The sequence below is a fragment of the Dokdonia sinensis genome (assembly GCF_003688895.1).
GTDB classification, from domain to species: Bacteria; Bacteroidota; Bacteroidia; order Flavobacteriales; family Flavobacteriaceae; genus Dokdonia; species Dokdonia sinensis.
Genome location: NZ_REFV01000005.1, coordinates 56851 through 81734, shown reverse-complemented (window position 1 = coordinate 81734; position 24884 = coordinate 56851). Strand labels below are relative to the sequence as shown.

Below are 24884 nucleotides of genomic sequence, written 5' to 3'. Positions count from 1 at the left end.
TTTTACTCTAATGAATCCCACTTTCCTTCAAACTCCCATAGATTATCTGAAAGGCGTAGGTCCAAACAGGGCCGATATGCTACGCACGGAGCTCGGGATTCATACGTTTCAAGACTTAATCCATCTTTTTCCGCACCGCTACATAGACCGAACGCGATATTATAAGGTGAGCGAATTGCAACAAACGAATGCCGAAGTCCAGATCATAGGAAAAATTACCCACCTCAAGATGGTGGAGGGAAAAGGACGAAGGCTGGTCGCAACTTTTAAGGACGACACCGGGCAAATGGAGCTCGTGTGGTTTCGAGGTCATAAGTGGATTAAGGAGAGTATTAAGCTCAATGTGCCGTATGTGATTTTTGGGAAAACAAATTATTACAGTGGGAAATACTCGATGCCACATCCAGAAATGGAACCGCTCGCGGAGCACGAAAAAAGTTTGCGAAGTGCAATGCAACCGGTCTACCCTTCGACCGAAAAATTGACCAATAAAGGGATTACAAATAAGGTCATAAATGGGTTAATGCAAACGCTATTCTTGGAGGCAAAAAACCACCTCTTTGAGAGCCTCTCAAAACCCATAATTTCGGAGCTCAAATTGATGCCAAAAAACGAGGCAATTTTCAACATACATTTCCCTCAATCTCAAGCCAAATTATCACGCGCCCAGTACCGACTTAAATTTGAAGAATTATTCTATATACAGCTCCAACTTGCGCGTAAAAATATGGCGCATAAATCAAAAATTAAAGGCTATCCCTTTGAAAAAGTCGGACCGATTTTTACGGACTTTTACAACAACCATTTGCCCTTTGAATTGACCGGTGCTCAAAAACGTGTGCTCAAGGAAATAAGAGCAGATTTAGGATCTAATGCTCAGATGAACCGCTTACTACAAGGAGATGTAGGTTCTGGAAAGACAATAGTGGCGCTATTGTCAATGCTCATAGCACTTGACAACGGTTTTCAAGCCTGTTTAATGGCTCCTACTGCCATCCTGGCAGTTCAGCATTACAATGGGTTATTAGAATTATGTAAAAACCTCAATACCAGTATTTCACTACTTCAAGGTTCAACTAAAACTTCAGAACGCAAAATTATACACGAGAATCTTGAAAATGGCTCTTTAAGTATCTTAATTGGCACTCACGCGCTTCTCGAAGATAAAGTAAAATTTAAGAATTTGGGGCTTGCAATCATTGATGAGCAACACCGTTTTGGCGTAAAGCAACGAAGCAAATTATGGCATAAAAATGAGTACCCGCCACACGTTCTTGTGATGACCGCCACCCCTATCCCCCGCACCCTCGCGATGACAGTTTATGGAGACCTAGATGTGAGTGTAATTGATGAACTTCCGCCAGGTAGAAAAAGCATAAAAACGGTGCACAGATATGATGCAAATAGGCTCAAAGTTTTTGCCTTTATTCGGGACGAAATTAAGAAGGGTAGACAGGTGTATATTGTGTACCCATTAATACAAGAATCTGAGGCGATGGATTACAAGGATTTGATGGATGGTTACGAGAGTATTTCCAGAGAATTTCCTAAGCCTAATTATCAGATTTCAATCGTTCACGGACAGATGAAACCGGCCGATAAAGATTATGAAATGGAACGGTTTGTAAAAGGAGAAACCCAAATTATGGTCGCAACTACCGTTATAGAAGTTGGCGTAAATGTTCCCAACGCCTCTGTAATGATTATTGAGAGTGCAGAGCGTTTTGGACTGAGTCAATTACATCAATTGAGAGGACGCGTAGGTCGCGGGGCTGAGCAAAGTTATTGTATCCTAATGACCAGCTTTAAGCTTTCCAGCGACAGTAAAACACGTTTAGAAACAATGACCCGCACAAACGACGGCTTCGAAATTGCCGAAGTTGATTTAAAGCTCCGTGGTCCTGGGGATATTATGGGAACACAACAGAGCGGTGTGCTCAACCTAAAAATCGCAGATATCATAAGAGACAACGATATCCTCAAAATTGCTCGAAACGAGGCTTGGAAAGTCTTAAAAGACGACCCTACCCTACTCAAAGAGGAGAACCGCATTATCAAGTTTGTGTACACACAACTGATGAAGTTTAAGAATATCTGGAGTTTTATAAGTTAAACCACTACTCCACCCTCAAAAATCGACTCACAAACCGCTCCGTCTCAATAACGCCTATGATTTCTCCATCATTGGTCAACTTAAAAACACCATAAGTTTCGGTTGCATTATTGGCTAGTACGTAATTACAAAGCCAGGCATCCGTATTTGGATCATAAGTAAAATCAGTATTTCTCAATTCCCCTGTCAGCTCATTTTCTAAAGCATATCTGGCGTAAGCATTTTGAATATCAATGCGTTGCACTTCATTGGTCTCTAAATCATAAATCTGTGGGCCATTAATAAACAGAGAAGGTTGCTGGTAGTCAAAAGAGCTGTAAACCTTTGTGCCCCTTACTTCATAAAAAGTGTTTGGGGAAGCAAAAAAGTTTGTTTCGGTAACATTTAATCTATTCATACCATTGATATCATAGCGATACTGCATCTGCACACTATCAAAAAGATAAAAATCATCTTCTGTTCCAAATACTAAACCTCTAATCGTAGTATTCGTTAATGTTTCTTCATTTACAATTTCCCCCGTCGTTGCATCTATTAAGAAAAGCTGGGTGTCATTTTCCCGTTGCGCAGTAACTACAATTTTACCATCATTAAGATACGCTTCAGCAAACGTGCTTGCACCTAGAGCAATATTTGAGATAACGTTATTAGTCACATTTATGACACGTAGTCGCAGTTCATCAAAATTCTCAGGAAAACGATACAAAAGTACAATGTGCGTATCGTCGTTTACCACTCCTTCCCTGCGCTCACTATTTCCCGGGCTCACAAAGTCCGTGAAAAGCGTTGTGTTGTCCGTCTCAAAATTGCGAATCCACACCATACGCTCTCTGTAAAAACCAAGGACCGCTTGTTGCTCGTGTACAAACTCGACTTGCCTAGCGATGTTAAGTTCTAATGTAAGATTTCGGGAGGTCGCTGTTTGACTGGATTCGCTAAAATTGTATTGATATATAAACTCATCATCTAGAGTAATCGCAGTAAAGGAAGAGAATTCACTAGTGCTTTCATTTTCAACCACTACATCATCGTCGTTTGAGCATCCCAGCGTACTGAGAATTACCAGAGACCAAAGAAATCTACGCATCGCTTTTTTTCTAAAGATACGATTTACTCGGCAGTCAGCGTGGCGATGAAATTTTCAAAGTCTGCTTTAAAATCTTGGTGTGCTTTTCCTGTTGCTGTACCGTTATAGCCTGTATGAATACGACGCACCACACCTTTCTTATCTATGTAAATCGTTGTAGGGTAGGAAATCACGTGATTAAGCATCGGTAATTTTTCCTGTGCTTTTTTCTTATCAGAATCGCCGTATTGTGCGAGTAAAATAGGATAATCTATCCCTAATCTCTTTTTAAGCCTTGTGATCCCCTCCCAAGCCTTATCCTCGGTAAGTGCGTATTCAAAGGCTAACCCAATGACCTCAAGGTCAACGTCAGGATTGCTTTTGAGAAAATCAACATAAAATTTGGATTCCTCTAGACAATTAGGGCACCACGAGCCTAGAAGTTGCACCAGCGTTACCTTTCCAGTAAAACGTTCGTCATCTAGCGAAACCATTTTTCCCGAAGCATCTGGAAACGAAAATTCCAGCTTATCATAGCCTTCTTTTAAATAAGTAAGTTCTTTTGCATCTGGAAGGTCGTAATTCTCATTTCGCTTTGCGCGAAAGGGTTCTTTCCAATGGTTTCCACTATAAAAATGACCTTCCATCGTACTGTCAGTCACCGAACCCGTAAATAGAAAAGCGTGCGCTCCGTCAAAGGTGGAAAGCTTGAATTCATTTCCATCCATTGTCCCCTCGAGGTAGCGATAATCGCCTGTGGTGGTTCTAAATGTCCCTGTAATGATATTCCCTTTTTGTGAGAAGATCCCTTTGGCGATGTAACGGTCTGCATCTGATTCTGGACTGAAAATGGTTTCCCAGTTACCTGAAATGTTTTGAGTGGGATTTTTTACGCTTTCGCGAAAGCGTAATGCCTCCCCATACACCATCTCAAAGGGAACAATCCTATCCAAACTAGGTTTTATAAAATCTCCAGAAATTGTCTGGCCACTTTTATCAAAAACTCCAGCAAAAAACCCCTCAAAAACAGGCGCCTGTATCCTGATGCTGTCGCCCTTAATTTTAATCTCATCAATGAGAATGCGCTCTTCTGCATTGTGGATGACGAGTGTTCCGTCTTCTTTGGATTCAAAAATGAATGGCAATTGCTCTTTGTCTTGCACTTCTAAGGTTGCTCGCCAGAGTCCAGATTTGAGCGTACGAGGCTCATTTTTGCACGAAAGTGCACTTAAAATTAAAATGAACCAGAATATATTTTTCATAAGTTACTTCATTGATATAGCTAGGTCGTAAAATATCAAAAAACCGTACAAAAAGAACAGTAAATGGTATATTTGTGCCTTCAAAAATGGATTGAATGAAGATTTCTTATAATTGGCTTAAGCAGTTTATCAACCTTGATTGGGATGCCGAAAAGACTGGAGAATTACTTACCGACCTAGGACTAGAAGTAGAAGGAATATCGCAGTATCAAAGTGTAAAAGGTGGTCTGGAAGGCATTGTGATAGGTCACGTACTTACTTGTGAGCAACATCCTAATGCAGATAGATTAAATGTCACCACGGTGGATATAGGTGCAGATGCTCCCGTCCAAATCGTGTGTGGTGCTCCTAATGTAGGTGCTGGTCAAAAGGTACCCGTAGCCACCATAGGCACAACACTATATACTGCCGAAGGTGAAGCCTGGATCATTAAAAAAGGAAAAATTCGTGGTGAAGAATCCCACGGGATGATTTGTGCCGAAGATGAGCTAGGACTAGGAAAAAGCCACGACGGCATTATGATTCTGGACGAAAGTCTTGTTGCGGGAACTCCTGCCATAGACGTTTTTGACGTAGAAAATGATACTGTTTTTGAAATAGGCTTAACCCCAAACCGTGCAGATGCCATGAGCCACTGGGGAACAGCTCGCGACCTGAAAGCGGGTCTCGCACAACAAGATATTACTACAGAGCTCATTACTCCTTCTACAAGTTCTTTTAATATTGAAAACCGACTTCATAAAGTTGATGTTCAGGTAATTGATTCAGAAAAAGCACCGCGCTACGCTGGTGTCACCATAAGCGGACTTAAAGTAGCAGACTCTCCAGCGTGGTTACAACACAGGTTGAAAGCGATAGGGCTTTCCCCTATCAATAATATTGTAGATGTTACAAATTACGTACTTCACGAGTTAGGACAACCGTTGCACGCCTTTGACCTTACTAAAATTACTGGAAATAAGATCGAGGTTAAGACACTTGAGGCTGGGACAAAATTTACAACCTTAGACGGTGTAGTACGTGAATTGCACGAGGAAGACTTAATGATATGTGATGCTGAGAAACCGATGTGTATTGCTGGAGTTTTTGGCGGGATAGATAGCGGAGTTTCTGCAAGCACACATTCTATATTTTTAGAAAGTGCCTATTTTGAGCCAGTAACGGTACGTAAAACAGCAAAGCGTCACGGATTAAATACCGACGCTTCGTTCCGTTTTGAGCGTGGGATTGACCCGAATATTACAGATTATGCACTTATGCGCGCAGCGCTTCTTATTCAAGAAGTGGCGGGTGGAGAAATTACTAGTGAGATTGTAGACATATATCCTAAGAAAATAGAAGATCAACAGGTCTTCTTAAACTTTGAAAATGCTACGAAGTTGATAGGTGAAGAACTTCCTAGAGAAACCATTAAGTCTATTCTTTCTTCGCTAGATATTAAGATAAATAACGTTACAGAGTCTGGTCTGGGAATGACTATTCCCGCTTATAGAAATGATGTCACGAGAGAGGCAGATGTTATTGAGGAAATCCTAAGGGTTTATGGATATAACAATATCAATTTTGGGACGAAACTTAATGCTACGGTAGCAAACGTATCAAAATTTGAAGACCATAAAGTTCAAGATGTTGTTGCAAACCAACTTGTGGGACAAGGTTTTTATGAGATTATGGCAAACAGTCTTACGACGCCAGCCTATGCTTCCCTCTCTGAAATGCTGAAGGAAGAACACCACGTTACAATGCTCAACCCTTTAGGACGTGAGCTTAGTGTAATGCGCCAGTCGTTGCTATTTTCTGGACTGGAAGCTATTGCCTATAATAGTAATAGAAGAAACTCTGATTTGAAATTCTTTGAGTTCGGTAAAACGTATCATCAATATGAGAATAATCGACAAGAAGATAAGCACTTATCTGTTTTTGTTACTGGTGAAAGAACAAATGAAAGTTGGACAACCACGGGAGGTACTACGGACTTCTTTTATCTCAAAGGAATTGTAAACGCTACCTTAGAGCGTCTGGGAATTACAAGAGTACGCTCTGGAAGTGTCAAGAATGATATTTTTGCGGAAGCAACCTCGTTACAATTAGGGAAGACAACATTGGTCACATTTGGTATTGTTAAGAAATCTGTGCTCAAGCATTTTGACATTACTCAGGATGTGTATTATGCAGATTTTAATTGGGATAATATACTGGAAATGGCTTCTCGCAATAAGATTAAGTTCCAACCGATCCCTAAATATCCAGAAGTAAGACGTGATTTTGCATTATTGCTAGATGAAAAAGTGCAGTTTGAGGATATTAGAGCACTCGCAAAGCAAACTGAGAAACAGTTACTCAAAGATGTAAACCTCTTTGATGTGTATCAAGGTAAAAACTTACCCGATGGTAAGAAGAGTTATGCAGTAAGCTTTATGCTACAAGATGAGAATAAAACACTTACTGATAAGAATATCGATAAAGTGATGCATAAATTACAACTGCGCTTTGAGAAGGAACTCGGAGCAACACTAAGATAGTTTTGTAATACTTTACCTACTAAATGATTGAAAAATACCCTATTATGGGTATTTTTTTTTGATTGAAATTAAAATATGTTTGCCCCTTAACTATATAAACCTATTTATTTATGAAACTTTTGAGAATTTTAATGCTGGTGTTAATCGCCTCAACTTTTACCTATTGTAGTGATGACACTACAGATGATGCCATGGAACAAACCGATGACAACGGAGATAACGGTGACAATGGAGATAACGGAGACAATGGAGATAATGGCTCGTCTGAAGAGGGTGATGCTCTTAATGCAAACACGGTTGCAGACGGACTCCGTATTTCCGGAGCTACTCAAATAACAGCTGCTCCACCTGAGGCCACTGGAGGAATTGACTTTACCTTTGATGATGCACCCAGTGCTTTAGTAGGAGAAGGTTTTGAGCAAAATATATCAAGCGATGATATCTTTAACGGAGTATATCTTATTATCAGTGACGTAGATGGAAATATTGCAGATTCTTATTATGATATTCCTGCCGATGCTCTTAATGGTAGAAGCAGTTCAGATTTTGGCAACCTCTCTATAAACAGAAATAGAATAAATGAAATGTCACGTATGATTGAGTTTGGAACATTAGATGTAGGATTTGCAAGCTCAATTCCAGCTGGTCGTTTTTGCTATTCAGTTTGTGTTTATGATGATGCCGGAAATATTAGTCTTCCACAAGATGTATGTATTGTTGTGGAATCTTTTGGGGGTAATGATGATCTACTAGGGGTTTGGAATCTTCAAAGTGAAACGGTTATCTTTGAAGGAGAAACAACAACAGTAGGTATAGGTGATGAAGATTGTGATACCTTTAATCTAGGTTGTAACAATGGAGATACTGTCACTGTTGAAGACTGCGTTACCATAGATGTATTAAGATTTACTTTTAATGCAGATGGTAGTTATACCTTTGTACAGCGTATCAGTGAGCCACTAGATTTTGATGCTTCCCAAGAAAATTGCGAAGAAGTATTAGATGAGGATGGATTTTATGAATACACGTCAAACGGTGCTTGGGCATATAATAATTCATCTCAAAAACTCCTCCTCGTAGAAAATTCCTTCACTGACAATGATAACGGTGATGTAGATAGTGAAACTTTCCCGGCTGGTGAAGGTGAAGTGTTTTTCGATTTACCTATTGAAATCTCAGGAAACACCTTTACCCTAAGCGATCTGGACGATGTAGAAACGATCATTATTACGATGGAAAAAGAATAAAAAAGAATAAAGAAGAATACTCATACTTAAACTCCCGCTCAATCTGCGGGAGTTTTTTCTTTTAAAAATCTAGACTAAGCCCAAAAATAAAAGCACCATCTGTACGACTTCCTAATCCTTGTGATCTCACGTAATCCACACGGAGAAAGCGATACTTGCCCCAACCTATGTTGTCAAGTCCCACAGAATATTCCGTGTAGGGACTTCCATCTGTTGTTGAAAGTATGTGAGCACCCGCTACGAGATTAAAATTAAGCTGATTAATTCCGGGTATTTTTCCTAGTATCCACCCTCTAAAGTTATGCTCAGCGTGAGCTTCTACATAATTATCATTTGTACTGCGCACATAATAGGGTAATAAGTTAAAACGGTCCAGATAGCTACCTCTTCCTATTCTAGTTTGATTCCCATTAAAGTGTTGAAAGTCCACAAAACTTATATCATCGGCCGTATTTAAGAACGTTCCAGCCTTAACATTATATCTAAAACGCCCTTTATTTCCTATGTCAAATCCTTGCGTTAACTGAATACGTAATTGGTCAAAATTATAATCCTCATTAGACGCCATAACTCCCGTTTCATAGGTGAGATACAATGTAGGATACTTGTCATTTGAAATATTAAACTTCCCCGTAGGATAATTGTAATATTTCTGACCAAAGTTAATTGTGGTAGTTACCTGAGCTTTTACGAGATCGTGCTTATCGATAGCCCCATTTTCAAAATCTAATGGCGCCAGCGGATTATTACTCGTGTACTGGATATCATCTTTGGGATAAAATGTTTGGTCGGTTGTGTTAAAAACAGGGCGTCGCTCTTCGTAACTCGCTCTGGTAAACAATCGCAAGCCATTAAATAACTCTTGACTGTAGGATGCTTCGGCGAAGGCTTTTTCGTAAAATTTTGCGTAGTTACGTTCAAACCCTAAGGTCGCAATTGTATTTACAATCGGGCTTATGGGTTCGCTTGGATTAAATTGTTCTAATGAAATTCCTCCACGGGCACTCAAAAAGGCTCTGTTAGTACGATTAAAACGGCGCGAGAATCCTAAAGTATAGCGCAGGCGGTCGTCTGAGAAGCCGTAGTTCGCTTTCGCGAAAGCGGAAAAAGTCTTCTGATAATCGTCATCACTCCACGAGAAATAAGTGATATCTGCCGTCCCGTGCCATCCCTGTACCGTATTAAACTGAATGGCTTGCAATGGCCCTGAAAAACTCGCATTCCAGCGATTATAGGTATCTGCATACGTGTAGCCAAAAATGGGAGAAGTCAATTTGAACTTGTTATTCTTAGTATCTATGGAGTCCAAGTATTTACGAGATTTACGTACCACCTGAATACTATCCTTGCGCACATAATCGTCTGCTTCTAACTCCGTGAGCGGGACAGGACGTTTTGTGCTCCAGTAGAGACTGTCCTTTTTATTTGCCTCTGGGGCAAAGGATAGCACCTCATTTGTAAATGAATTCTTTGTGAATTGTGGGTTGAAGTCATAGTCCGTATAACCCGCCGTAAATCTCCCATCGCCGTTAAATCCGAAAAAACCAAAGCTAAAATCTATCACCTGCGAGAGTTTTACCCATTGATTTGCTTTGGCGTCGAAGACAAAATTCTGCTTAAATTTTAAATCCTTAACGACCGGTACTTGGATGGCCTCGCCGTTAGTATCAAGCTCTACGCCGTACAGTTGCCAATCATCTTCTACGACATAAATTAATCCGCTAAAGACGCGATCCTTTGGCCTTCTGGGAGTAACTTCAATCTTATTTATAAGTTTTCCATCCTCATAAAATGTTCCGAGGAGCGTGTATTTATAGTAGGAAAAGGCATTTGAGGCAATGGGCGAGATAATTTGTGCATTGAGGTCTATTGTATTTTCGTAAAAGGAAAAATTGGCATCTATCGCCGTGTTAAAGGAGAAGCCGTTATCGTTTCCGCTCACCTTACTCGCAATAATTTTCTCTGTAAAGTTATCTGGTCGCTGGTATGCAATTTCAGAAATGGTCTCGCTTAAGTAGATAATTCCCGTGCGGGTGCTATCCAGACCACCGCCCAAGTCTCCTACTTCCTGCCCCATTATTTTCTCTGGAGCATCTTTTACTCGCCAGAGTCCTCGAGAGTAGAAATTTGCGGTGTACTCACTCCCTTTTTCAAGATTAATTCGCCTGTTATCTATCGTTGCTCTGATGATTCGGTCTGCTGGATTTACGCCTGCTTGTACTATAACTTCGTCCAGTGAAGTCGAAGTTTCCTGCATCGTGATATCTAGGGCGTACGTTGCATCGTCTGTAGTGATGGTTTCTTTAACTGTTTGAAAACCTAAAAATTGGAAGACAACATTATATGTCCCCGCATTTTTTTTGAGGACATCAAGCTCGTAAACACCGTCACCGTTAGTCGTTGTGCCTTCAAAACCACCTTCTAAATACACATTTACAAAAGGAAGCGCCTCACCTGAGGTATCCTTTACCGTTCCTTTAATTTGGGCAAAAATGGTGGTGGAACACAGCAATATGAACAATAACAGCGTATTTTTAATTCCCATAATTTTAATTTAAAACCCTCCGTCTATTACTTCTGGCAAAGGAGTTATGTCATTCTTTATTTTCTGAAATGCTTCGTATTGATCCAGAAGGTAAATTTGGACTTTGGCGGTACTGTTTTCCTCCAGTAGCTTTTCGATACCCTCAGCATCTGTGAGATAATCCATAAACTGGATGGTCTCCTCCTCGGTTACATCCAGGCGCTCACGAAGCCATTCTTCGTAATACCAAACGAGGATTTCATTAATGGCTATCTCATTATCTACTTCGATGTGTTTTTTAATGCGTGCCGTACGACCACTTATCGCATTTATGATTGGGTCAAGTTGTAGATTTCCAGCAAGTAAACTAAGAAGGTGGATAGGTTTAAAATCCCCCGCTGTCGCCAGCCTGCGCTCATTTGTAGTGGGAATGGGCTTCCCCGCATTGGGCAACCCCACGCTAGAGGCTGTAATTCTCGTATTCACAGAGAGGCTCACCTCTTCAAGTTCATTCTTCGCTTCTTCAAGGTTTACAGAAATTACGGAGGATTTAATATTTTGCTTCGTTACAAAAACATTTTTCTTTTCAGCACTTACGTGTGTGAAAGTAATCATATCACCTTCTGAAGCATTTATAAAAAAGGAACCTCCACGGTCTGTGATTGTAGCATCGCCCGTATTCTTATTGGCAACGTGGCAATTCTCAAGTCCTTTACCATCTAATCTCACTTCGCCCATTAGGGTTACAGTAAATTGACCATAAGTTAGAGCGGTGTATAAAAACAAGAAAAGAGACAAGAATCGCATAGTGCTACAGTATTAAAAATAAGCGTTTACATAAATGTAGACGTAAAAAACGCGAGAATGGTTGCTTGCCTAACTGTTAATTATTAAACGCCTTTTTAATTCGGTCGAGATTTTTCTTGTTGTCTCGGTCTTTTATGGCTTCTCGCTTATCGTAGGTTTTCTTACCCTTTGCCAGTGCGATTTCAATTTTGGCAAAACCCTTATCATTTGTAAACAGCTTAAGCGGGATGATGGTAAGCCCAGATTTATTCACCTCACGTTCCCATTTTTTGAGTTCGCGTTTGTTTAGTAACAGTTTGCGCTCACTTTTGGGATTGTGATTAAAATAGGTCGCGTGGGAGTATTCCTGAATCGTCATATTAATAATGAACAACTCCATTTTATCATTAAACTCACAAAAAGCTTCGGCGATGGAGGCTTTTCCATCCCGTATCGCTTTAATTTCTGTACCAGCAAGCACGATCCCAGCTGTGAGTTTATCTAGTAGCTCGTATTCAAAACGCGCTTTTCTGTTCAGTATATTTACTTTATTGGACATAAGGCTCAAAAATACAATAATTGAAATTTTCGGGTGTATAATTACTACTTTTACGCTTTACATAAGTGCCAAACTTGTGTTAAGAATCCAGACAGCATACGATACTACTCTAAACCAAACCTAATGAAAGTCACTTTAAACGTTCTATTTTTAATTTTCACCCTACTTTCTTGTCAAGAATCTAAGGAACCTTCGGCGCAGGAAATTGTGGATCTTGCCATTGCTTCGGCGGGAGGTGATGTCATTGAAAATGCGAGTATTCACTTTAAATTCCGCGATTACTATTACCGCGCTCGCAGGGAAAATGGCCTGCGCACCTTTGAACGTTGCACGGATGAAGCTTGTATGGCGCAACAAGATATCCTAAAGCCTGATGGAGAATTTGTACGCTTTCGCGAAAGCGTAAACACTCCCATCCCAGATTCTATGAAAACTAAATATGGCAACAGCGTAAATTCTGTACATTATTTTTCGGTGCTTCCTTATGGTTTAAACGACCCAGCGGTGACCAAAACCTACGTCGACAAAGCCAAAGTAAAAGGCAGAACCTATCATCGTATCAAGGTCACTTTTGCTCAGGAAGGCGGTGGCGAAGACTACGACGATAATTATATGTACTGGATTGACACCGAAGATTATAGCGTAGATTATCTCGCCTATAATTATCAGGTAAACGAGGGTGGAACACGGTTTAGAGAGGCCTACAACGAGCGTTTTGTAAACGGTGTGCGCTTTGTAGATTATAACAATTACAAGCCCGCGGAGCAGTATCCTCCACTCACCGCGCTAGATAGTCTATTTGAAAACAATGCGCTCCAATTACTTTCTAAAATTGAACTAGAAAACCCAGAAGTGCAAGTGTGTCCCGAGTGTTAGGATCTTAGTCCATTTGCTCGTGTTGCGGTAGTTTCTTGCCGTCTTTTGTAATCGTCACAATAAAAAGATTCCCATTATCTGAGTCGTCTATGGCAGGAAAATGGTTCTTGCCCATAATTGCATTTGCAAACTGTGGCGTGGTATTACTGTGACCTACGATGAGGACCGTTTTTCCTTCGGTTGCCTTCTGGAAAGCTTCATCATATAACTTCGACGGATCGTAGGATTGTACAGTCAGTCCTTTGCTTTTTGCCGTGGGAGTCGCCGTTTGCTGGGTGCGATTATAATCTGTGGAATAAATCACATCAAAATCTACATCGTCAAAACGCTGAGCCCAACGCTGTGCTCTCTCCCGCCCTTCGGCTTTAAGATCTGGGTTGCGATTTGAAGAATCGCTACGGTCTTTTTCGGCGTGGCGAATCAGATAATAGGTCGTTTTACCATCCGTTTGATCGGCTTTTGAAGTTCCTTGCCCACAGCTTGCGGTGATGAAAACCAAGGAGAGCAATAAAACGTATATATAACGCATAATGAGTCGTTTAGGATTAAAAATGTTCTTTCACCCTGTAAGTTTACAAATTAATCGCCGACTTCATATGTGACTTTCATCCTTTTTAACGTGAAAGCGTTAAAAAAATCTGCTATGATGAAGAGCAAAACCCGCACCTGATTAGGATGCGGGTTTTGTGTTTTAATACGTCGAGTTTCTTAACTCATCGTAAAAAGTTGCACCATCGTGTACCCAGCAATAAATGCTGTGGTGAGAATGGAGTAAATCGCAAGTGCTACGTTGCGCCTAGGTCGTTCTTGTTCTAAATTTTTTGTTTCAGTTTTCATACTATTTGATTTATTGATTGATACTAAAAAGACGAGCAACTACTTAAAAAGTTACAATAGCTATTGTTAAAAAACAAAAGAAACAGCTCACAAAGCCCTGAATACCTAACGTTTAGCATCATAATTTCTTTATGGCACGCTCATTGTAATAGTATTACTATCATCAACACATCAATATTATGAAACAGTTATTTACAATGATGCTAACCTTGCTGGTTCTAGTAAGTTGCAACACGGTTAAGACGACGACACAGTCTGTTGATAGTGGGGATTTTGACCACGCTATCCAAGTTGCCATTAAGAAACTGGACAAAAATCCAGATAAGAAAAGAAAGCAACCATATATCCTGCTTCTAGAGGAAGCCTATGCAAAAGTGGTGGCTCAAGACGAGGCTCGGATTGCATATCTAGAGAAAGATGGGGACAAGGTTCATCTGGAGGAGATTTACAACACGCTTAACGATTTAAAGTATAGACAAACGCAAGTGAAACGTCTGTTACCATTATATATAGAAAAGGAAAAAAGAGCAATAGTTCTAGATTTTAAGTACTATGACGATAAAATCCTTGCTGTAAAAAGTGAGCTTACAGATTATTTATATGCAGAAGCTGTGGAGGAGTACGCTTTCGCGAACCTGCCTGACCGGCAGGCAGGAGCAAAAAAAGACCACAGATCCGTATACAATAAGTTATCACACTTAAATGAACTCACGCCTAATTTTAAAGACGTAAACAGTCTAATGGCCGAAGTAAAGATAAAAGGAACCGACTTTGTGAGTGTACAATTATATAACGATGCGCCAGTAATTTTACCGTTTCAGTTAGAAAGAGAACTCCTAGATTTCTCGACCTACGGACTGGATGATTTCTGGACGGAGTATCACACGGGAACTCAAAACGGAATCGTTTACGACTACAACCTAGAGGTAGGTTTACGGGAAATAAACGTCTCCCCAGAGCACATTTTTGAAAGTCTAACAGAAGCAAAAAAAGTCATAAAAGACGGAACTGAATTCCAGAAAGATGAGGACGGAAACTATGTTCTAGATAAAAACGGAGATAGAATCGTCATAGATAAACTGGTAACCGTTACGGCAGAATACTACGAATACCGACAGTCTAAAGCCGTACAGGTTCAAGGTAGAGCGAGGTTTGTAGATTTAAAGACAAATAGAGTGATGGATTCTTTCCCACTTGCAAGTGAATTTATATTTACACATCACTACGCAGACTATGAGGGAGATAAACGAGCCTTGACCAGAGATCAATATTTACTTACGAGGAATCGTCCTTTGAGATTTCCTACGGATGAGCAAATGGTTTTTGACGCTGGGGAAGACTTGAAAGAGAATCTTAAGCAGATTGTTAGGAGACAGCGGTTTGTGATTTAGATATTAGACTTGAGATGGAAGATGGAAATTAATTTAAAAAAAGCTCTTTGAACAATTGTTCAAAGAGCTTTTTTCATTTTTATCTTTTATTTTTTTAAACTTCAAGTTCGATTTCAAGTTCAATTAGAGCTTCGCTCCTATTTCACCAGCACTTATAGAACCGTGGCTTTCGTCATAAACGGCTGCGCCGTTTTTAATCAATATCACTTGCGGACTTTGATGATGCACCTTAAAACGGTTTGCGATTTCATTAGAAACGTCTCGGTATGCTTTTAAGTCTAAATAGTAGGCAACCAGTTGGCTCGGTGCAAAATCATATTCTGATTCAAATTGCTTGATGGCCATACGGCTTACCCCGCACGTTGTGGAATGTTTAAAGATAACCACGGGAACAGACTGGGATTGCTCCTCAATTGCGTCCAGTTGCTCGATGGTTGTAAGCTGTTGCCACGACATAGCGTCTGGCACTTTTTGAGATGCATCGCGCACTTCTACCTTATCCTCTTTTCCTTTTCCAAATAATGAATCAAATATTCCCATAAGCTATAATTAATTTCCGTCCTTCGGCTATCGCTCAAGATAAGCTCTGGCGGAAATCTCATTAAATAATAAACAAATTTACAACAATCAATACCCTTTGTCGCCTCTCTTAACAAAATCTAACATTTGACAAAAAGTCACTCATAATCAGCGATTAGCAGACATTTTGTCTGTTGTTTAACAGCGGAATGGGTTTTGACAATGGAGAGTGGGTTACGTGGAGTGATGTTTTCGCGAAAGCGCAATTCAATGCATCTAAATCAGTTTTAAGATTCAAACTGGTGGATAAAACAAATGAAATAAATACTAAAATTTACCTCTTAGTGGGAAATAAATTGAACACTAGGATCCCCGTCTTCACGGGAATGACAAAACATATATTATGAACAATTACACTATAAAATCACAAGAGGCCATCCAGCGGGCGCAACAACTCGCTCAGGAATTAGGCCACCAGCAGATTGAGAATGAGCATATTTTTAAAGCCATTTTTGAGGTAGATGAGAATGTGACTCCGTATCTGCTACAGAAATTGAATGTAAACATCGGTCTACTGCAACAAATCCTTGCCAAAACCCTAGAATCTTTTCCTAAAGTTTCTGGTGGCGATATTATGATAGGTCGTGAGGCAAACAAAGCGCTTAACGAGGCTGCGACGATTGCAAAGAAGATGAATGATGAGTACGTTTCGATTGAGCATTTGGTATTGGCCATTTTTGAGTCCAAGAGCAAGATTGCTCAGATTTTAAAAGACCAAGGCGTGACCCGCAAGGATCTCGAAGCAGCCATTGCAGAGCTTCGTAACGGTGACCGTGTGACATCGCAAAGTGCGGAGGAAACTTACAATTCGCTTAACAAATACGCCAAAAACCTCAACCAACTTGCCAAAGACGGAAAGCTAGATCCAGTAATAGGCCGTGATGAGGAGATACGTCGCATTTTACAAATTCTATCGCGACGTACGAAGAACAACCCAATCCTAGTAGGAGAACCTGGAACAGGAAAAACCGCTATTGCTGAGGGGCTTGCGCACCGTATTGTAGATGGTGATGTGCCAGATAATCTTCAGGACAAACAGATTTTTGCACTTGATATGGGAGCACTCATTGCGGGAGCAAAATATAAAGGAGAGTTTGAGGAACGACTCAAGGCAGTCATAAAAGAAGTGACTACTAGCGATGGCGATATTGTTCTCTTTATCGACGAGATACACACGCTGGTAGGTGCCGGTGGCGGTCAAGGCGCGATGGATGCTGCAAATATCCTAAAACCCGCACTCGCTCGTGGCGAATTAAGAGCCATAGGTGCAACCACGCTGGATGAGTATCAAAAATACTTTGAGCAAGATAAAGCGCTGGAACGTCGTTTCCAGAAAGTAATGGTAGAAGAGCCAGATACGGAAAGTGCGATTTCTATCCTTCGCGGGATTAAGGAAAAGTACGAGACACACCATAAGGTACGTATCAAGGATGAGGCGATTATTGCTTCGGTGCAATTGTCTAAGCGTTATATCACAAATAGATTCTTACCAGATAAGGCGATAGACTTGATGGACGAAGCAGCATCTAAACTGCGAATGGAAATCAACTCAAAACCAGAGGAACTGGATGTACTGGACCGTCGCGTGATGCAACTGGAAATTGAGATTGAAGCCATAAAGCGTGAAAAGGATGAAGTAAAATTAAAATCGCTACGCTCTGATCTCGCAAACCTTAAGGAAGAACGCAACGAGATCAATGCCAAGTGGCAATCTGAAAAGACGGCTGTAGATGAAATACAAGCCACAAAACAAGACATAGAAAATTTTAAACTCGAAGCCGAACGTGCCGAGCGAGAAGGAAACTATGGTCTCGTGGCAGAGCTACGCTACGGAAAAATAAAAGATGCTCAAGAAAAGTTAGAGGAACTACAGAAGAACCTCGCAGCTCAGTCTGAAACTTCGCTCATAAAAGAAGAAGTAACCAGCGAGGACATCGCCGAAGTTGTGGCTAAGTGGACGGGAATCCCTGTGACTAAAATGCTACAGAGCGACCGCGAGAAGTTGCTCAAACTGGAAGACGAACTGCACAAGCGTGTGGTGGGGCAGGAAGAAGCAATTGCAGCCGTGAGTGATGCCGTGCGACGCAGTCGCGCAGGATTGCAGGATCAGAAACGACCTATAGGTTCTTTCCTATTCCTAGGAACAACGGGAGTGGGAAAAACGGAGCTTGCAAAAGCTTTGGCAGAGTATCTCTTTGACGATGAGAGCGCAATGACGCGCATCGATATGAGTGAGTACCAAGAGCGCCATAACGTGAGCCGTCTTGTGGGAGCACCTCCAGGATATGTGGGGTATGATGAGGGTGGTCAACTTACGGAGGCCGTACGTCGCAAGCCGTACTCGGTGGTACTGCTGGACGAGATAGAAAAAGCGCATCCGGACACCTTCAACATTTTATTGCAAGTGCTGGACGAAGGAAGACTTACAGACAATAAAGGCCGTACGGCAGACTTTAGCAACACCATCGTGATTATGACGTCTAATATGGGAAGCAACATCATACAGGAGCGTTTTGAGGCGATTAAAGACCCAGAAAGCGCGATGGAAGCTGCAAAAATTGACGTACTCGGTTTATTAAAACAAACGATACGTCCAGAATTCATAAACAGGATAGATGATATAGTGTTGTTTAGTCCGCTTTCGCGAAAGGACATACAGCGCGTAGTACAACTCCAACTGCGCAACGTGACCAAAATGCTACAAGAGCAGAACATCACGCTGGACGCAACTCCAGAAGCAATATCCTATCTCGCAGACAAGGGGTTCCAGCCTGAATTTGGCGCCCGTCCTGTAAAGCGTAAGATACAAAAAGAAGTGCTGAACAAGCTATCTAAAGAAATCCTCTCAGGAGAAGTCACGACCGAAAGTGTGATCTTGATAGATGCCTTTGAAGATGCTTTGGTTTTTAGAAATCAAGCATCGCTGGTGGAGGAGTTTTAAGAAGTTTGTTTTATCGATTGAATTTGAAAAGCCCCGCTGGTTTGGCGGGGCTTTTTTATGGGTTATATAACTTGTTAGCTGCTGTTATTTAATAGACGATGTTGAACTATAGATAAACTGACATTTCTCCATTGCTCCGAGTCCGCTAGGATAAATTTTACCAATTTATTTTCTTTGTTTGAAATTAACCTAGAAATAGTATCTATTTTATTTTCGTTCAAATGGAAAAATAAGATTATATCGCTGGTGAAAACTCCGAAATGGTCTTTAGACATTTGAAATGCAGTCAAAATTCCAGCAAATTTTTTAGGTCCATCTTTGCGTTTGTACGCCATTAGGTGATAACTTGGAAATGATTGAATTACACTCAAATTTTTCAATAATTCTTTGTGAGTTGGTTTAAGATTGACGTCTAAAAAGGAACCAATTTCTAATTCTATTTTTTTAGGTAGTTTAAAGTTTTTAAAAATGGAATTGGCGGTTATCGACAGTCTCCATATCATAGAGAAATAAAATAGCTTGAACATCAATGGGTTTAAATCTAGGCAAACCAAAATTTTGTTTGGGCCTATTTCGATTTCTTCAAATTTTTCTTTTCTGTTTCTATAGTCGTTTATAGCAATCAACTTTCTGGCGAAATAAGTTTCTAAAATCTCAATTCGCTTTTCGCATACCGAACAGAATAAAAAATCTTGTTTTGGTATATCTTGCACCTTGACCGCTTTACCACTTCTGTCTACTTGAAGGGAATGCCTTGGTTTTACATTTTTAAATAGGTCCTTACCCAAAAATTTAGGTATAATGTGCGATTTTTTTTATCCGCTTCGTTTGTTTGACAAAGTTTGCATAGGTTCATTATAATAACAGCTAACTTGTTATATAATAACTTTTATTATCGATATACCAGAAAAATCTCAGGATAACTGGAGATTTCTATCGTCGATATCCCTTAAAGATAGATTAAAAAACACTGCTTCTTTACTCAGCTCTTATGGCAATCTATATCCTCTAAATCATAAAACTATTCCTCAAATGCAAACAAAAATCTCCCAAAAACCGCTTTATGGTCGCTGAGCCAAGGCAAGTTACTTGCCATAAAGGTATCCTTATCCGTATCTAAGGTTTCGGAATTATTAAAAACGTAAGAGGCTTTTGGACCCACAAGCGCTATATCTTTTACGGTGATGCCGTTTCCCCTATAAAAAATATAATCTATGCGATCCCTTTCATCGGCGAGAGGTGTCCAGCTGGTAGATTTATTTGCACTCGTAACTGACGGCCAAGTGAAACCTGGGTTAGCTACCTCATCTGGGTAAAACGCTCTGTAGGCATCTATAAAGCCATTACCATCCAGTTGCTTCGTAGTATACCAAGGCATCACAACACCATTGTGATCAAAAAGATGTTTGGTTTTCTCCGTCCAGTCCAGAAATGACGGCTCATTAAAGTCTCCCATTAGAATAACTGGTTGAGAAGAATCCTTAGTTGCGTCTATAAATGAAGCTATCGCCTCATCTCTGGTAGATTCCAAATTATAGGCTTGGATGGAATCTGTATTGATCATTGGTAAAGGCTTGCCTTTACCGTCGTCTCTCATTTTCCAATCTGGACTACCGCCATTGTAACCTCGAGGTAAGTAACAGGCATAGTAGGTGTAATCCAGATGCGCGCCAGCAACTTTAATGATATTCCCAGCTATATGGACGTCAAATTGTACTATCGTTCCTTTGTCAGAGTTTCCAAAAATTTGGGTTCCACTATCTATGGGATATTTACTGATGAAAGAAACATCTCCGCCAGCATAGCCTCTGTTATAGTCGTGACCTTTTTCGGCGAGAGCGGTTACCATTTTTGTGGTCCAATCTTCGTCATTATAGTTACGAACCTCGGTAAAACAGACCACATCAGGAGTTGTGGCGATAATGACGTCTCGTATTTGATTAAACCCATCTGGGACAGAGGTTCCTTCTTGCCAAATATTAAAAGTCATAAACGAAACTTCTTCCGTCGTCTGACCTACGCAGGATAACAACTGCGTAAATAGTATAAAAATCAAAATGACCTTTAGGAATATTCTCATCTTAGTCCTTTTTGATGGTAACAAGCGAGGTTAAAGTGATAAAATATTTCGGCATTGGACTGTAGGGTTATTTGCTTTCGCGAAAGCGAAACAAAGAAAATGCTAGTGATACTTCTGGAAAATCTTAAGCGCTTCATTATAACTGCTCTCAAAACTCATCGTATTTACATTATCAAAAGCTTTTACCGCAGCAAAATAAGAGATAAGTTTTTCTGTAGGCATATTGCCCGTAAGCTCATCTTTTGCCATAGGACAACCACCAAAGCCTTGAATCGCCCCATCAAATCTCCTACAACCCGCCTTGTAAGCGGCATCTACTTTCTCGTGCCAACTTGTAGGCGTGGTATGTAAATGTGCACCAAATTCTATATCTGGATATTTGGGAATAAGGTTAGCAAAGAGATAATTGATATTCTCAGGATTTGAGGTACCGACGGTGTCAGAAAGGGAGAGTATCTTTACACCCATCGCGTTGAGCTTTTCGGTCCACTCGCCTACAATATCCACATTCCAAGGGTCACCATAAGGATTTCCAAAACCCATAGAGATATACACCACAAGTTCTTTACCCTTTGCAAAAGCAAGTTCGATTATTTCCTTGAGCAACTCCACGCTTTCGGCTATGGTTTTATGGGTGTTGCGCATCTGGAAATTCTCAGAAATTGAGAAGGGATACCCCAAATAATCTACCATCTCGTGCTGTACCGCATCTTGGGCTCCGCGCAGGTTTGCTACAATGGTGAGTAGTTTACTTTCGGTTTTTGAGAGATCTAAGCTGTGTAGGACCTCAGCGCTATCTCGCATTTGAGGAATTGCCTTGGGAGAAACAAAACTTCCCACATCTATAGTGTCAAAACCACAGCGTAATAAGGACTGGATGTACTGGATCTTAGATTCAGTAGGAATCCATTCCTTAATTCCTTGCATCGCATCCCGTGGGCATTCTATGATTTTAACTAGATCATTCACAACGTAAAAATAGGGTTAATTCTCAGAATTATAGACATAAAAAAACGCCCAAAAAATATTGAGCGTTTCGTAAGTTTTATAAGTTTTAGAAATTAGTTTCCAGTAGCTGTATTAGAAAGATTGCGTAATGCTCCAGAAATTGTAGCAATCACTTCAGTATTTCCAGTTATACCGTGTCTTCTCGCGATAAAATTAGGATCTATGTAAGATACTTGAACTATTCCTAGATCGTTTTGCGAGACTAACATTCTCTGCGGTAAATCTAAGGCTGCTGTCTGTGCGTCTTGCATAAGGGGTGTTCCCAAGTTTGGATTACCGAAGATAATAACACGCGTAGGTGGTAAATCAAGGTCTACAGATTGTGCATTTGCTTGATGGTTAAGCGCTGCGATAATCTGTAAGTTAGGATTACTATCTATAGCATCTCTCAAGGCATCATACGTGGTCACAAAGTCTCTCTGACTCATATCAGTCACTACTCCATCATTCTCTATGGTAACATTTACAGAAGGGTTAATCACAGAATCATCTCCCGCATTTCCTGCAAAGTTTGCGAGCGCCATCGCTATTTGCGGCAACGTTTCTACTTCGCCAAAAGAGTGTCTACTTTGTAAATAACCTGTGCTATTATAGCCTATATATACATCATTGTTATCGTCTTGATATACAAGCATACGTTGTGGTAAATCAATTCCCGTTTGTTGCGCAATATTCATAAGCGGAGTCCCCAAAGCAGGATTTCCGAAGAAAATTACTCGCGTGGGATTCAGTTCCAAGCCGGCAGAAGCTGCATTTTCCTGATGATCTACTTCGGCAATGATTGTTATATTTTCATTTGCTTGAAGTGCACTTTTGAGTGCATTATAAGTATCATCAAAAGAGCGATTACTCTTAACATAATTCATTCCCTCGACATCAGGCGGTGTGCTGCTGTCTATAATAGAAGAAGTTCCATCATCGTCATCTCCACAAGAAGCAGTTATAAGTAATAGAGCAAATAGGTAGGTAAACATTTTCATATATCTTATTTTTTACAAACTTATAAGAGAAACCTATTTTTCTATCCCTATAAAATAATAAGGTATTGTGAAGGAATGTTAATCTTGAGTTATACGCTTTCGCGAAAGCGAACCAGCAACATTCATAGCTATTATAAGAGCGTAGCGATAAGGAGTAACAAGTAATTTTGAGCAATGAAGCCTTTTGCACCTCTTTCTATTCCTTATCTTCATCAAAAAAAATAATGGAAAAAACCAAAATCCTTATGGTCTGCCTAGGGAATATATGCAGATCTACACTCGCCGAAGGAATTTTAAAAAATAAGTTAGAGGCAGACTTCTTTGAGGTAGACTCTGCTGGAACTGGAGACTGGCACGTAGGTGATCCTCCTGATCATAGGAGTATACGCATTGGGCGCGACCATAGCATAGATATTTCCAGACAAAGAGGGAGACAGATAAAACCTGAAGATTTAGACCTTTTTGACCATATCCTTGTAATGGACCGCTCTAACTATAAAAATGTAATGGCAATGGCCAGTACCGATGAGCAAAAGGATAAAATCCGAATGATCCTAGATGCCGTTTTCCCTAATGAAAATGTAGAAGTTCCGGATCCCTATCACGGTAATCTAACAGACTTTGAGAACGTGTACCAAATGCTGGACGAGGCCTGCAACGCAATTGCTCAAGAGTTAACATCCTAAGAAACATCCAGTCACCGTATGATTTGCGTATCTTTAATAATAGAAAACTACAATCCTATGAAAAAAATTACCTTTTTCCTCGTTTTTCTTACGCTCTCTATGATGGCTCAAGAACCCATCATAGATTTAGAATCTTTTGCCACAGGTTTTACGAGACCCGTAGATATTCAGAATGCTGGTGACAATAGGCTTTTTATCGTAGAGCAGGACGGAGTTATAAAAATCATAGAAAATGGCACCACGCTCTCTACACCTTTTCTTACCATAGATGTAAACAGCAATGGTAATGAGCAAGGACTGCTCGGACTCGCCTTCCACCCTAACTATAGTAGCAATGGTTTCTTTTTTGTAAACTACATTGCTGCAAATGGCAGTACCCAAGTATCACGCTTTCAAGTAAGCAGCGATGCAAATATTGCAGATCCTGATTCAGAATTTGACATTCTCAATGTAACACAGCCGTTTTCAAACCATAATGGTGGTTGTCTCCAATTTGGATCAGATGGATATCTATACCTGGGCCTGGGAGATGGTGGTAGTGCAAATGATCCTGGCAACCGCGCTCAGAACCCAACTACACTACTCGGCAAAATGCTACGTATTGACATAGACAACACAGAAAATGGTAACAATTACGCCATCCCTGACGATAATCCATTCGTTAGCGATTCTGGCACTTTAGACGAAATATGGGCGCTGGGCGTGCGTAATCCTTGGAAGTTTTCATTTGATGCTCAAACCAACGAGATGTGGATAGGCGACGTGGGCCAGAATGAGATAGAAGAAATAAACAAGGCAAACGCTGGCGTGGGAGGTCAGAACTATGGCTGGCGATGCTACGAAGGAAATGAGGATTTTAATCTCTCAAACTGTGCTACAGAAGATTCGTTTACATTTCCCCTTGTGGATTATTCTCACAACAACGATGGTGAATTTAAATGTTCTATAACAGGTGGCTACGTATATCGCGGATCAACTTTTACCACTCTTCAAGGGAAGTATGTCTTTGCAGATTTCTGTAGCAACGAAGTGGCTTATGTAAATGAAGCAAACGAGATTCAATATTTTGGACCATTCTCCGGAGGATTGAGCACTTTTGGGCAAGATGTAAATAATGAGTTGTATGTTGCTGCACTCAACACAGGTATAATATACCGGGTGGTAGACGAGAATCTTTCGGTCGATGGGTTTGAGGATATAAATTTTACTATGTACCCCAATCCTGCGAATGTAATCGTGACGGTTAATTTTCCCGCTTTCGCGAAAGCGGAAACCTTAAACATTTACGATCTCACAGGAAGAATCGTGACATCACAACGGCTTACAACGGCCTCTACTCAAATTAACATTGCACAATTGCCGGCAGGCATCTATCTTGCACAATTAGAAGAAAGCGGAGAAACGCTTAAACTAATTGTGCGATAGTC

Annotated in this window: 20 protein-coding genes; 8 read left to right on the top strand and 12 right to left on the bottom strand. The window is 40.5% G+C overall.

Annotation, left to right across the window (positions count from 1 at the left end):
• Positions 1-10: 10 nt before the first annotated feature.
• Positions 11-2113 (top strand): ATP-dependent DNA helicase RecG, encoded by a 2103-nt coding sequence (gene recG, locus EAX61_RS06675; protein WP_121916906.1) that lies wholly within the window; start codon positions 11-13, stop codon positions 2111-2113.
• A gap of 4 nt (positions 2114-2117) precedes the next feature.
• On the opposite strand, the gene EAX61_RS06670 is transcribed toward recG, so the two are convergent.
• Positions 2118-3200, bottom strand: a complete 1083-nt coding sequence (locus EAX61_RS06670; protein ID WP_121916905.1) for a hypothetical protein — start codon at positions 3198-3200, stop codon at positions 2118-2120.
• Positions 3201-3223: 23 nt separating this feature from the next.
• Positions 3224-4441, bottom strand: a complete 1218-nt coding sequence (locus tag EAX61_RS06665) for a peroxiredoxin family protein (RefSeq protein ID WP_121916904.1) — start codon at positions 4439-4441, stop codon at positions 3224-3226.
• A gap of 95 nt (positions 4442-4536) precedes the next feature.
• Between EAX61_RS06665 and pheT the strand changes: the two genes are divergently transcribed.
• Positions 4537-6963, top strand: coding sequence for a phenylalanine--tRNA ligase subunit beta (pheT, locus tag EAX61_RS06660; RefSeq protein WP_121916903.1), 2427 nt, complete (start codon positions 4537-4539; stop codon positions 6961-6963).
• Between the two features lie 110 nt (positions 6964-7073).
• Positions 7074-8210 (top strand): hypothetical protein, encoded by a 1137-nt coding sequence (locus tag EAX61_RS06655; protein WP_121916902.1) that lies wholly within the window; start codon positions 7074-7076, stop codon positions 8208-8210.
• A gap of 61 nt (positions 8211-8271) precedes the next feature.
• Here the strand turns inward: EAX61_RS06655 and EAX61_RS06650 are convergent, their stop codons facing one another.
• The 3 genes from EAX61_RS06650 to smpB all read right to left on the bottom strand — a co-directional run bounded on the left by EAX61_RS06650 (position 8272) and on the right by smpB (position 12079).
• Positions 8272-10755 (bottom strand): DUF5686 and carboxypeptidase regulatory-like domain-containing protein, encoded by a 2484-nt coding sequence (locus EAX61_RS06650; RefSeq protein ID WP_121916901.1) that lies wholly within the window; start codon positions 10753-10755, stop codon positions 8272-8274.
• Positions 10756-10764: 9 nt separating this feature from the next.
• Positions 10765-11541, bottom strand: a complete 777-nt coding sequence (locus EAX61_RS06645) for a peptidase associated/transthyretin-like domain-containing protein (RefSeq protein ID WP_147448349.1) — start codon at positions 11539-11541, stop codon at positions 10765-10767.
• A 76-nt stretch (positions 11542-11617) separates the two neighbouring features.
• Positions 11618-12079: an SsrA-binding protein SmpB gene (gene smpB / locus EAX61_RS06640; protein ID WP_201739429.1), complete on the bottom strand. Its 462-nt coding sequence runs from the start codon at positions 12077-12079 to the stop codon at positions 11618-11620.
• A 123-nt stretch (positions 12080-12202) separates the two neighbouring features.
• Here smpB and EAX61_RS06635 point away from each other — a divergent pair, with 123 nt between their 5' ends.
• Complete coding sequence (locus EAX61_RS06635; RefSeq protein WP_121916898.1) at positions 12203-12955, top strand: DUF6503 family protein; 753 nt, start codon at positions 12203-12205, stop codon at positions 12953-12955.
• A 4-nt stretch (positions 12956-12959) separates the two neighbouring features.
• On the opposite strand, the gene EAX61_RS06630 is transcribed toward EAX61_RS06635, so the two are convergent.
• On the bottom strand, positions 12960-13484 hold the full coding sequence (locus EAX61_RS06630; protein ID WP_121916897.1) for a SixA phosphatase family protein: 525 nt from the start codon (positions 13482-13484) through the stop codon (positions 12960-12962).
• Positions 13485-13663: 179 nt separating this feature from the next.
• Positions 13664-13792: a hypothetical protein gene (locus EAX61_RS16680; protein ID WP_283806739.1), complete on the bottom strand. Its 129-nt coding sequence runs from the start codon at positions 13790-13792 to the stop codon at positions 13664-13666.
• Between the two features lie 179 nt (positions 13793-13971).
• On the opposite strand from EAX61_RS16680, the gene EAX61_RS06625 reads away from it, so the two are divergent.
• Positions 13972-15183 (top strand): hypothetical protein, encoded by a 1212-nt coding sequence (locus EAX61_RS06625; RefSeq protein WP_147448348.1) that lies wholly within the window; start codon positions 13972-13974, stop codon positions 15181-15183.
• A gap of 123 nt (positions 15184-15306) precedes the next feature.
• On the opposite strand, the gene ytxJ is transcribed toward EAX61_RS06625, so the two are convergent.
• Complete coding sequence (gene ytxJ, locus EAX61_RS06620) at positions 15307-15723, bottom strand: bacillithiol system redox-active protein YtxJ (RefSeq protein ID WP_121916895.1); 417 nt, start codon at positions 15721-15723, stop codon at positions 15307-15309.
• A 382-nt stretch (positions 15724-16105) separates the two neighbouring features.
• Between ytxJ and clpB the strand changes: the two genes are divergently transcribed.
• A complete protein-coding gene (gene clpB, locus EAX61_RS06610) occupies positions 16106-18703 on the top strand; it encodes an ATP-dependent chaperone ClpB (protein WP_121916893.1) in 2598 nt (865 codons plus the stop codon).
• 74 nt (positions 18704-18777) lie between these two features.
• On the opposite strand, the gene EAX61_RS06605 is transcribed toward clpB, so the two are convergent.
• The 4 genes from EAX61_RS06605 to EAX61_RS06590 form a co-directional block, all read right to left on the bottom strand.
• Complete coding sequence (locus EAX61_RS06605; protein WP_121916892.1) at positions 18778-19491, bottom strand: hypothetical protein; 714 nt, start codon at positions 19489-19491, stop codon at positions 18778-18780.
• A gap of 233 nt (positions 19492-19724) precedes the next feature.
• Entirely contained in the window at positions 19725-20783 is a 1059-nt protein-coding gene (locus EAX61_RS06600) for an endonuclease/exonuclease/phosphatase family protein (RefSeq protein WP_121916891.1), read from the bottom strand.
• 102 nt (positions 20784-20885) lie between these two features.
• Complete coding sequence (locus EAX61_RS06595) at positions 20886-21752, bottom strand: hydroxymethylglutaryl-CoA lyase (RefSeq protein ID WP_201739428.1); 867 nt, start codon at positions 21750-21752, stop codon at positions 20886-20888.
• Between the two features lie 92 nt (positions 21753-21844).
• Complete coding sequence (locus EAX61_RS06590) at positions 21845-22771, bottom strand: DUF302 domain-containing protein (RefSeq protein WP_121916889.1); 927 nt, start codon at positions 22769-22771, stop codon at positions 21845-21847.
• Between the two features lie 224 nt (positions 22772-22995).
• Here EAX61_RS06590 and EAX61_RS06585 point away from each other — a divergent pair, with 224 nt between their 5' ends.
• Positions 22996-23457: a low molecular weight protein-tyrosine-phosphatase gene (locus EAX61_RS06585; RefSeq protein WP_121916888.1), complete on the top strand. Its 462-nt coding sequence runs from the start codon at positions 22996-22998 to the stop codon at positions 23455-23457.
• 57 nt (positions 23458-23514) lie between these two features.
• On the top strand, positions 23515-24882 hold the full coding sequence (locus EAX61_RS06580; RefSeq protein WP_236641997.1) for a PQQ-dependent sugar dehydrogenase: 1368 nt from the start codon (positions 23515-23517) through the stop codon (positions 24880-24882).
• The last annotated feature ends 2 nt before the right edge of the window (positions 24883-24884 follow it).